Source organism: Lacisediminimonas sp. (genome assembly GCF_030645335.1).
Classification (GTDB): domain Bacteria; phylum Pseudomonadota; class Gammaproteobacteria; order Burkholderiales; family Burkholderiaceae_D; genus Lacisediminimonas.
Window position 1 is genome coordinate 1 of record NZ_JAUSNH010000029.1, and the last position, 8,890, is coordinate 8,890.

An 8,890-nucleotide genomic window follows, 5' to 3' on the forward strand; every position below is an offset into this window, starting at 1 on the left:
CGCAGGTTGCCCCAGCCCATATGGTCGGGATCGTAATAGCCGGCGAACGAAAATGAGTGGTAACTTTTCAGCCAACCGTGGTCGGCATAGCCGCGCTCTTGCGATTTGCGAAGGGTAAGCATGATTGGGTCTCCTTGTTTGGGTGACTGCGCCAACTCGGCGAAATCCGCCGTCAACACGTCGATGTAACGATCGGCCTGCTCTTCGCCCCACGCCCGGCAGGTATGCGTCCAAATCGTTTCAAGGTCGCGCTGGGCGGCCAGGGTAAGGCGATATTCAGCCACGCGGGGCCCGCATGCGCCGCTTGAACGCAGCGGCATCGAAGGGTCTTGGCTCCCCGCTGGCCTCGCCTTCAAGCAGCGCAGCACGAACGGCTTCAATCTCCGCGCTACGTTCCTGTTCGCGCCGAATGAGGTCGCGAATGTATTCGCTGTCGTTGGTGTAATGACCAGCGTCAATCTGCGTTTTGATCCAAGCATCTTGCTTGTCGGTCAAAGTGATGGTTTTGCGCACGGTTCCCATAGCGTAGCCTCCTCTAATGCGTGGATAGTATGAAAATTTCATACTATCCACGCATTATGGCGCAAAATTGTGCAAAGTGCGCGTTCGATGCAAGCGTCCGGCCCGGTTTGCCCAATCCCTTGCGAGCCTGGCAACACGATTAGCAACGACATGTCCATGCAGTCAGGATTGCGCCTCAACGCCGCCGCCCCCTATGCGTGCAGACTCACCGAAGTTCACCGCGACGTAACTTACAGTGCCTTCACTGACTGGATCGACCAGGCGACAGAAGAATTCGCCTATTTTTCGGCCTTCATCTGCTTAGTTAAATCCCACCAATCCCATGTCCGCCAGAGCCGTACTTTTTAAATTTGGCTAAAAGCGTCCTTGAAGATGAATAAATTCGATTTTGCCAATTGGCATATCGCCATATACAACGCACCGATTTTTCATTTTCTCCGACGCCCGTCCGGGTTATATAAAACCTTTTTGCTCGGCAATTACTTTGATGCGCGTACTCTGGCGTCCCGAAGCGGACATGCAAAAGAAGCGATCTCCCCAATAGCCATCCTCACCAGCCAGATCATGACCAAGGAAGCCCTCTGACTTCCCGGTGCATGCACCCTATTTTTCTATGTGCGTCAGCGCACCGAAGTTAAGTGATTTGTAGCCCATACTGATTGCACTTTCCAGATTGGATAAGTCGGAAAACATTTCACTTAATCTTGGTCCATAGCCGCACACATCTCGTAACGTTTATTACTTTTTACCCATTGTTGAAAATGGCTTCCTAGTTTGTAATATATAAACAGGAAAAGGACATCATGAAAATGAATAGTTCAGTTTGACTGAGATTTAATTCTTTAACTGACTTGAATCATCACTTTGCCACAAGCCGAACTTAATCAACAAGGATCAAATATGAAAAAATTAATTTATACCCTGGCAGCGGCAGGCACTCTTGCTCTCTTGTCCGCCTGTGTGGCATTGCCGGTCAGCGACGTCGGGGTTTCCGTAAGCGGATCTACCCAAGGCGGGTACAACCAATATCCGCAGGGACAATACCCGCAGGCCACGCGGCGCGACCGTGATGGCGACGGCGTACGGAACCGCGACGATCGTCGGCCCGACAATCCATATCGCTACTAATCCAGATGCTGCTGCGGCGGCATCCGGTTCTTGATTTCAGTCGCACTCTTTCTTCATTTGGCACGGACCAACGCCGTGCAAATCGAGATGAACCCTAAAGGAAAAATGTCATGAATACGAAATCACTCACGCTGTCCCTGGTTGCCACTGCCGTGTTTGCCATCATGGGTGCTGCACCCGCCCTGGCGCAAAACACCCAAACACGTGGCATCGACAATACCCAGCAAGAGCTTCGCGCCCGCATCCAGCAAGGCGTCGCATCGGGCCATATCAGCCAGCAGGAAGAGCAGGCGCTTTATCAGCGCGAACGTGATATCCAGTTCCGCGAAATCCGCATGAAGCAGGATGGTACGGCGACAGCAGAGGAACGCCAGGCCTTGCGGCGTGACCTGGACAACATGCGCGCCGAGGTCGAGGCAAAAATGGCAAACCGAGAGGTTCGCGGGCAGCAACAAAGCGCAACGCCAGCCATTGACGACGCAATGCAGCAGCTGCACGCGCGCATCCAGCAGGGAATCACGTCCGGCGATCTGTCGCGGCGCGAATCGAATCAGCTGATTGCGAAAGAAAACAAAATCATTCGCCTTGAAGCACGTTACAAGGAGGATGGCCGCGTCACCCCTCAGGAACGCAAGACACTGCGCAGCCAGATCGCGATGCTGAGTCGCGAAGTGGAACGCAAAATGGCCAATCGCGAAACTCGCTGATAGATCGATCTCGTTTTTGCGCTGATCCGCAGTAATGAGAATGGGGGGATTGCCGATAGGCAGTCTCCCCATTTCTTTTCATCGCCGCGTTCAAGCTCGCACAGTGCCTGACCGCCAAAGCAATCATGCCGGTCTTTCTGCGCCATGAATTGCAGCGCAATGGAGACTGGGCTAATATCCCTGCATGGATTCCATCTTCACCTGCGCAGCGCCCGTGCGCGCATCCCTCGGGGATGTGCCGCCGTCGTGCGTCGGATACGGGCCTTGTAAGCGGCAGCCCGCCGCACATTCCCAAGCCCGGCGATCAATCCTCCTCCCTTTCTAGCGCAACTCTTCGATCGCCGGGCGCCCAGCCCGCGCAATGGTGTGCGTCTGCCCGATGCCGATGCCGCACCGCAACCTGAAGGTGTGCAAAATGAAAAGCTCCGAACTAAACCGTACGGTCACTGAACTGGACCATGTGCGACTGAAGAACCTGATCCAGCGCGACCTGCGCGGCATTGCCGCGTCCGCAAACGCCCAGGCCCTCGATACGATGCTTGACGAGGCCGCCACCTTGCCGTCGCGCCAGGTTCCGCCCGACGTGGTGACGATGTACACCCAGGTCCTGCTGCTGGACCAGGCAACGGCCCAACGCACGCAGTTGACAGTGTGCTATCCGAAAGACGCCGAGCCGGACGCCGGCTTCGTCTCCGTGCTGTCGCCGGTTGGCTGGAGCCTGCTCGGCTTGCGTGTGGGCGAGCTTGCGCACTGGTCGACGCCTGGCGGCGAGCCGAAGGCGGCCGAGATCCTGGCGATCTTGTTCCAGCCCGAGGCGAGCGGCGACTTCACGATGTAGCCTCCGCGCTCCGGGGCGCGGTGGCGCGGTCTGACCATCGCGCCGGTTGCAGGCAGTGCACCGGATGGCAATCAGCAAACACTCAAACGCGATATGTCAGCAAGTCGCGCGCATCCAGTCAATGCCATCGTCATCTCTAGCTCATCGCGCAGCAAGCGGACAACATGGGCAACGCCCATCGCCCCGTTTGCCGCCAGGCCCCATATGGCGGGCCGGCCGACCAGTACTGCCGTCGCCCCAAAAGCCAGCGCGGCAAACACATCGCGGCCGTTGCGAATGCCGCTGTCAAACAGGACCGGCACCCGGCCATCGACCCGTTCGACCACGGCCGGCAGTGCGTGAATGCTGATCGGTCCGCATTGCAGCACCCGGCCACCGTGGTTGGACACCACAATCCCGTCGCAGCCGGCAGCGATCGCCCGTTCAGCATCGTCCGGGTGCAGCAAACCTTTCACCAGCAGGGGCAATGCCGTTTGCCCGCGCAGCCAGGCCAGGTCGTCCCAAGCGGGCGCTTGCGCCATCCAGCCGTCGAATACCGCGCTGCCACTGGTCGCGGGCGGCTCGCCTGGCTCGAGGTTCACCGCGGAGATGTGATCCGGCAGTTGCAGCGTGGCCTGCTTGATCGGCGCATCCACGGTCAGCACCACGGCCGTGCAACCGGCGGCAAGGGCCCGCTGCAGCAGCCGCAATGTCCGCGCCCGGTCGCCCTGCCAGTAAAGCTGGAACCAGGGCCCCGTGCCCCCGCCTGCGCTTGCTGCGCGCACAATGTCGTCGAAAGGCTGGCTGGCCAGGCTGCTGACCAGCATCTGCCCGCCCTGCGCGCTGGCGGCCATTGCGCTGGCGACTTCACCGTCCGGATGAAACAGGCGCTGATAGGCAACCGGCGCCAGCAGGATCGGATGCGCAAGCTCCTGCCCCAATAGAGTCAGCCGCGTGTGCCCGCCACGCAGCTTGCGCAGTGGCCGGGGCATCAGGCGGATATCGGCCAGGGCCTGTTCATCGCCGGCGCCGTCACCGTCCGCCAGATAGCGCCAGATGCCGGGATCCAGGCGCGCCTTCGCCAGTGGCAAATAGTCCCGCACACTTTGCATGGCTGGCGCTGCCGGCGACAAGGACATCAAGTTTCCGCCCAGCGCCGCAACAGGTTGTGATAGGTGCCGGTGAGCTTGACGACCGGCTCGGTTTCGCCGACTTCCTGCCGCAACTTCAGCAGCGCCATATCCATGTCGTACAGCAGTTGTCGCTGTCCCTGGTCGCGCACCATGCTTTGGATGAACATGAAGCACGACACTCGTTCGCCACGGCCCACCGGTGTCACGCCGTGGATGGATGAGGATGGATAGACGACCAGGCTTCCCGCCTTCAGTTTGACGCCATGCTTGCCGAACGTGTCGTCGATGGTGAGCACGCCGCCGTCGTAGTCTTCCGGCTCCGAAAGAAACAAGGTCGCCGAAATGTCCGAGCGCACATAGGTGCCGGGCCGGTCCGGCGCCAGGCGCATGGCGTTGTCGGTATGGAATCCATAGGTGTTGCTGGCGCCCGAGTAGCGATTGAAGAATGGCGGCAGTATCTTCAGCGGCAGCGCAGCGGCAAAAAAAACCGGTGTGCGGTTCAGCGCATCGAGCACCAATTGCCGCAGCCCCGGAAGGGCTGCGGCATTCTCCGGCAATTGCAGGTTGTTCTTTACCTGCGCCGCCTGCGGACCAGCGGTGACCTGTCCGCTGACCCATTGCGACTGCCCAAGCAACTGACGGGCGCTTGCCAGTTCCTCCTTTGTCAATACGTCTTCAATCGTGACCAGCATCACTGCTCCTGGTTTGTCAGAACTTGTATTCGGCGCTCAGCATGGCGCTGCGCTTGTTGCCGGGCACGGTAAAACCGCCGTTGTCATAGACCGCGTCGTAATAGAGTTTGTCGAACAGGTTCTTGACGTTCAGGCGCAGCGTCCATTTCGCCTGTTCGTAAGACACCATCGCATCCCAGCGCGCATAGGCTGGCGCGTTGTTGGGCTGGTAGTTGCCATTGAGCGTCGGTACCGCCCCGGCGCCACTCGGATTGACCGCATCCCGATCGCCTTTGGCCTCGACGCCGCCGCCAATCTTCCAGCCGCCGCCAAGCTTGTAGGTGCTCCACAGGTTGAACGTGTAGCGCGGCGTATTGCGCGCGCGCTTGCCTGCGTATTCCGGGTTTGCCTGCGTGATCACGCCGCTGATGGGGTCCACGTTTTCGGCCACTTCCAGGATTTTGGCGTCCATTAACGCAATGCCGCCGAACACGTCCCATTTTTCGCTGATGCGTCCGGCTGCTTCCAGCTCCAGGCCACGGGTGCGACGCTTTTTGGTGAGGATGGCAGCAGTCGATTCCAGGTCGGCGTTGCGCTCCCAGTTCTTGGTTGCCTGGTAAAGCGCAGCACGCAGGGCCAGGTCGCCATCGAGCAACAGCCACTTGGCGCCCAGCTCGATCACACCGCTGCGTTCAGCCGGCTGTGGCCTGACAGTGAGCTGGTAGAGGTCTGCCGTCGGGCTGAACGAGTTGCTCCAGGCCAGGTAGTAATGCGTGTCGACGGCAGGATGGTAGGACAGCGCGGCGCGATAGCTGCTTTCCCCGAACTTCAGTTGCGGCGAAGTGGTGCTGCTGTAGGTCGCATTCATCTGGTCGCGGCGCACCCCCGCTGTTGCCTTCCATTTGGGAATGAATTCAACCGTGTCCTGCACGTAAAGCGCGTAAGAATCGCTGGTGAATTTGGTTGCCGTGCCCGCTGTCGCTTCCTGGTAAGGACGGAAATCCGGCGCCGGAATGCTCCCGAAATTTTGCAAGCCCTTGCGATAGCTGTCTTCCTTCAGGTACTCGACGCCGCTCACGACTTCATGCTTCATTCCCAGCGCCTGGAACTTGTTGCTGTAGTCCAACTGCAAGGTGGTCGTCTTGTAATTGGTGGCCCGTGTCTGGTTGCCGCCAACGCCGCCCAGCGCATTGGGTGGCGTGCTCAGGTTGGGTGTTTTTGCCCAGTAGCTGCGTTGGTAGTCCGCAAAGCGAAGTTGCGTGCGCAGCTGGCTGGTGGCCGACAGCCGGTATTCATTGACCAGCGTCGTCATGCTGGTGTCGCTCTTGTCGAACGTACGGTCTGTGCCCCAGAAGTAATTCGCCGGCAGTATCTTGCCCGGCTCACGCGTGGCGGCATTGAATGAGGTGCCGAAGTCCGGGTTATCGTTGGTCGTCGAGCGCGAGTGATTGATCCAGAACTGGTTGTTGGTGTAGAGATTCAGGCCAAGGCTGACAGCCAGCCCTTTGCGGTGGAGTTCCGGCTCCGCGCCGCTGGCCGGATTGCTGCGCCAGCTGCCTTCATCGCGCTGCATCAGGTTCACACGAATGGCCGTCTTGTCGTTGATCGGCTTGTTGATATCGGCCGTGCCTTCCAGGTAACCCTGGGTGCCCACGCTACCGGTCACCTTGACTTCCTCAAAACGCAGTGGTGTCTTGCTCACCTGGTTGATCACACCGCCAGCCTGGCCGCGTCCGAACAGCATCGCGCCGGCGCCGCGCAATACGTCGATCTGTTCCAGGTTGAATGTCTCGCGGTTGTACTGCGCCGTGTCGCGGATACCGTCGAGGTACATGTCGCCGAACGTGTAAAAGCCGCGCAGGTTCATGTTGTCGCCGGACCGACCGCCTTCAGCGGCATTGAAGGAGATGCCGGAAACATTGCGCAGCGCTTCGCGCAGCGAGCCCACTTGCTGTTCTTCCATCAGGCTTTTGGTGATGGTGGTCACGGCCTGGGGAATGTCATGCGGGTCTTGCAGCACTTTGCCAACCCGGGTCGTGGTGCCGCGCAAGCCGTCCGGCTTGTCGGCGTCGGCCTGGACATTGACGGCGGGCAGTTGCCTGGCCGTCTCGCCCGCAGTTTGTTGCGCCACTGCTTGTGACGAAAAAGCAGACAGCCCTGCCAGCATCAAGGCGCCGAGCGGCAACAAGGCGGCGGCTTGGCTACGCTGGCTGCCCCTGTCGCCGACTGGCGGCGCAGGTGGTTGGACGGCAGGCAATTGACTGGCGATGATTTGTTTCTTGCGACGTGCTGACATGGGTCACTCCGGGTTGATTGGCTAATCAGTGGCTGGCTGGAGTGAGCAATGCGTGCGCTGCATCTGGCTGGCTGGTGATGAAAAACAGAACGATTGAAAGGCAGGCTACTTGGTCAGGATCAGTTTTTCCTGGCGCGTGATGCGCAAGCGATATTCCTCTCCTTGATGGACGATGATCAGTTCGCGCTTGCCGTCGAAAAGACGGGCGCTGTCGAGCTTTGCCAGCAGCGCAGTGCCAGCTGCAGGCTCGGCAGGCGCGGCTGCCTTGGGCGCGATCGGCGGGTTCATTGCAGGCCCGGATCAGTGACGAAGCCGATCCTGGCCACGCCGGCGCGGGCAGCGTCGGACATGACACGGGCGACGTTTTCGTAGGGCGTGGTGCGATCGGCGCGAATATGCAGTTCAGCTTGCGGCTGCGTCGCGGCCACCGCAGCCAGGCGCGCGCCCAGCGCGGGGGCATCGACTGCCTGGCCATTCCAGAAGACCATTCCGGCGGCGTTGATCGACAATTGAATGTTGTCCGCACGGCTCAGGTTTGGCGCCGATGAGGCCCTCGGCAACTCGACCTTGACTGCATGCGTCAGCAAAGGCGCGGTCACCAGGAAAATCACCAGCAAGACCAGCATCACGTCGATCAGCGGCACCATATTGATCTCGGCCAGCGGCGCATTGTCCTCGCCGCCGTCCATCGTTCCGAAGCTCATCGCGCACCGCCTTGAACTCGTGCCAGTGAGGCGACCTTGTCGCTGGTGGCGCGGGCATTGTCACGCGGTGGCGATGCCTTGATGCCTGTGGCCAGGAAGTTGTGCACGTCATACGCAAACGAATTCAGCTTCGCCAGGGTATTGCGGGTAGCCCGCGCAAAGCTGTTGTAGGCAATTGCCGCCGGAATCGCCACCGCAAGCCCGATGCCGGTCATGATCAGCGCTTCGCCCACCGGGCCGGCCACCTTGTCGAGCGAACTCTGGCCCGTCATGCCAATCACCATCAATGCATGGTAGATGCCCCATACCGTACCCAGCAGCCCGACAAACGGCGCGCTCGACGCGACGGTGGCCAGGAAAGTCTGGCCGAATTCAAGGCGCGACTTGTCTTCGTCGATCGAGCGCCGCAGCGCGCGCGTGAGCATTTCGTCGGGTGGACCGGCGTCCACCAGGCTGGACGTTTCCTGCCTGCGGCCCAAATGGTCCAGCGCCGTAAAGCCGTGATGCAGCAGGTGCGAAAACGGCTCCGGCGTTCCATTGTTGCGGATTTCACTGGCCACTGCCTCCAGGTTCGGCGCATCCCAGAAAATCTTCAGGAAGCGCTGGCTTCGTCGGTTCATGCGGACGATGTGAACGCCCTTGCTAATGACCAGGTACCAGCTCACGACAGAGCCGATCAACAGCAAGCCCAGAACGACGCGGGCAACGCCGTCGGTGTGGCTTAAGAAATGGGCGAAACCAAGCGATTCATTCATGACAGCTCATGCCTTCAGTTTGAAATTAACGGGAACCAGCACCCACGCACCCACGGGGTCTGCGCCCTGCCTGGCCGGGACGAACTTCCAGCGCGAGACCGCCATCACGGCGGCGCGGTCCAACAGCTCAAAGCCAGAACCGGTTCGCACTTCGACC

General features: G+C 60.0%; 13 protein-coding genes. 4 read left to right on the plus strand and 9 right to left on the minus strand.

Going from position 1 to position 8,890, the window contains the following annotated elements; translation table 11 throughout:
- Together Q7T64_RS02115 and Q7T64_RS02120 are read right to left on the minus strand one after the other, a co-directional pair.
- Positions 1-284: type II toxin-antitoxin system RelE/ParE family toxin (locus Q7T64_RS02115; RefSeq protein ID WP_304790386.1), on the minus strand; the 284-nt coding region annotated here is incomplete at its 3' end.
- On the minus strand, positions 277-522 hold the full coding sequence (locus Q7T64_RS02120; RefSeq protein WP_304790389.1) for a type II toxin-antitoxin system ParD family antitoxin: 246 nt from the start codon (positions 520-522) through the stop codon (positions 277-279). The genes Q7T64_RS02120 and Q7T64_RS02115, both read right to left, overlap by 8 nt.
- Before the next feature lie 372 nt (positions 523-894).
- On the opposite strand from Q7T64_RS02120, the gene Q7T64_RS02125 reads away from it, so the two are divergent.
- The 4 genes from Q7T64_RS02125 (at position 895) to Q7T64_RS02140 (ending at position 3,195) form a co-directional block, all read left to right on the plus strand.
- Positions 895-1,107, plus strand: coding sequence for a hypothetical protein (locus tag Q7T64_RS02125; protein ID WP_304790392.1), 213 nt, complete (start codon positions 895-897; stop codon positions 1,105-1,107).
- A 315-nt stretch (positions 1,108-1,422) separates the two neighbouring features.
- Positions 1,423-1,650, plus strand: coding sequence for a hypothetical protein (locus tag Q7T64_RS02130; RefSeq protein WP_304790395.1), 228 nt, complete (start codon positions 1,423-1,425; stop codon positions 1,648-1,650).
- A 152-nt stretch (positions 1,651-1,802) separates the two neighbouring features.
- Positions 1,803-2,357, plus strand: a complete 555-nt coding sequence (locus tag Q7T64_RS02135; RefSeq protein ID WP_304790398.1) for a hypothetical protein — start codon at positions 1,803-1,805, stop codon at positions 2,355-2,357.
- Positions 2,358-2,772: 415 nt separating this feature from the next.
- On the plus strand, positions 2,773-3,195 hold the full coding sequence (locus tag Q7T64_RS02140; protein WP_304790401.1) for a GreA/GreB family elongation factor: 423 nt from the start codon (positions 2,773-2,775) through the stop codon (positions 3,193-3,195).
- A 71-nt stretch (positions 3,196-3,266) separates the two neighbouring features.
- Here the strand turns inward: Q7T64_RS02140 and Q7T64_RS02145 are convergent, their stop codons facing one another.
- The 7 genes from Q7T64_RS02145 to Q7T64_RS02175 all read right to left on the minus strand — a co-directional run bounded on the left by Q7T64_RS02145 (position 3,267) and on the right by Q7T64_RS02175 (position 8,883).
- On the minus strand, positions 3,267-4,313 hold the full coding sequence (locus Q7T64_RS02145) for an alpha-hydroxy acid oxidase (protein WP_304790404.1): 1,047 nt from the start codon (positions 4,311-4,313) through the stop codon (positions 3,267-3,269).
- Positions 4,313-4,999, minus strand: coding sequence for a Fe2+-dependent dioxygenase (locus Q7T64_RS02150; RefSeq protein ID WP_304790409.1), 687 nt, complete (start codon positions 4,997-4,999; stop codon positions 4,313-4,315). Before Q7T64_RS02150 ends, Q7T64_RS02145 begins: the two co-directional genes overlap by 1 nt.
- Before the next feature lie 16 nt (positions 5,000-5,015).
- Entirely contained in the window at positions 5,016-7,274 is a 2,259-nt protein-coding gene (locus Q7T64_RS02155; RefSeq protein WP_304790411.1) for a TonB-dependent siderophore receptor, read from the minus strand.
- A gap of 105 nt (positions 7,275-7,379) precedes the next feature.
- Positions 7,380-7,562, minus strand: coding sequence for a hemin uptake protein HemP (hemP, locus tag Q7T64_RS02160; RefSeq protein WP_304790414.1), 183 nt, complete (start codon positions 7,560-7,562; stop codon positions 7,380-7,382).
- Positions 7,559-7,978: a biopolymer transporter ExbD gene (locus Q7T64_RS02165; protein WP_304790417.1), complete on the minus strand. Its 420-nt coding sequence runs from the start codon at positions 7,976-7,978 to the stop codon at positions 7,559-7,561. Before Q7T64_RS02165 ends, hemP begins: the two co-directional genes overlap by 4 nt.
- Positions 7,975-8,733: a MotA/TolQ/ExbB proton channel family protein gene (locus Q7T64_RS02170; RefSeq protein ID WP_304790420.1), complete on the minus strand. Its 759-nt coding sequence runs from the start codon at positions 8,731-8,733 to the stop codon at positions 7,975-7,977. The genes Q7T64_RS02165 and Q7T64_RS02170 overlap by 4 nt, the downstream gene beginning before the upstream one ends.
- A gap of 6 nt (positions 8,734-8,739) precedes the next feature.
- Positions 8,740-8,883: an energy transducer TonB gene (locus Q7T64_RS02175; protein WP_304790422.1), complete on the minus strand. Its 144-nt coding sequence runs from the start codon at positions 8,881-8,883 to the stop codon at positions 8,740-8,742.
- Positions 8,884-8,890: the final 7 nt, after the last annotated feature.

Bases quoted from the DNA above. Each gene is read 5' to 3' on its own strand.
- hemP (WP_304790414.1), bottom strand. From the start codon at position 7,562: ATGAACCCGCCGATCGCGCCCAAGGCAGCCGCGCCTGCCGAGCCTGCA.
- Q7T64_RS02170 (WP_304790420.1), bottom strand. From the start codon at position 8,733: ATGAATGAATCGCTTGGTTTCGCCCATTTCTTAAGCCACACCGACGGC.
- Q7T64_RS02130 (WP_304790395.1), top strand. From the start codon at position 1,423: ATGAAAAAATTAATTTATACCCTGGCAGCGGCAGGCACTCTTGCTCTC.
- Q7T64_RS02145 (WP_304790404.1), bottom strand. From the start codon at position 4,313: ATGTCCTTGTCGCCGGCAGCGCCAGCCATGCAAAGTGTGCGGGACTAT.
- Q7T64_RS02140 (WP_304790401.1), top strand. From the start codon at position 2,773: ATGAAAAGCTCCGAACTAAACCGTACGGTCACTGAACTGGACCATGTG.
- Q7T64_RS02125 (WP_304790392.1), top strand. From the start codon at position 895: ATGAATAAATTCGATTTTGCCAATTGGCATATCGCCATATACAACGCA.
- Q7T64_RS02165 (WP_304790417.1), bottom strand. From the start codon at position 7,978: ATGAGCTTCGGAACGATGGACGGCGGCGAGGACAATGCGCCGCTGGCC.
- Q7T64_RS02120 (WP_304790389.1), bottom strand. From the start codon at position 522: ATGGGAACCGTGCGCAAAACCATCACTTTGACCGACAAGCAAGATGCT.
- Q7T64_RS02155 (WP_304790411.1), bottom strand. From the start codon at position 7,274: ATGTCAGCACGTCGCAAGAAACAAATCATCGCCAGTCAATTGCCTGCC.
- Q7T64_RS02150 (WP_304790409.1), bottom strand. From the start codon at position 4,999: ATGCTGGTCACGATTGAAGACGTATTGACAAAGGAGGAACTGGCAAGC.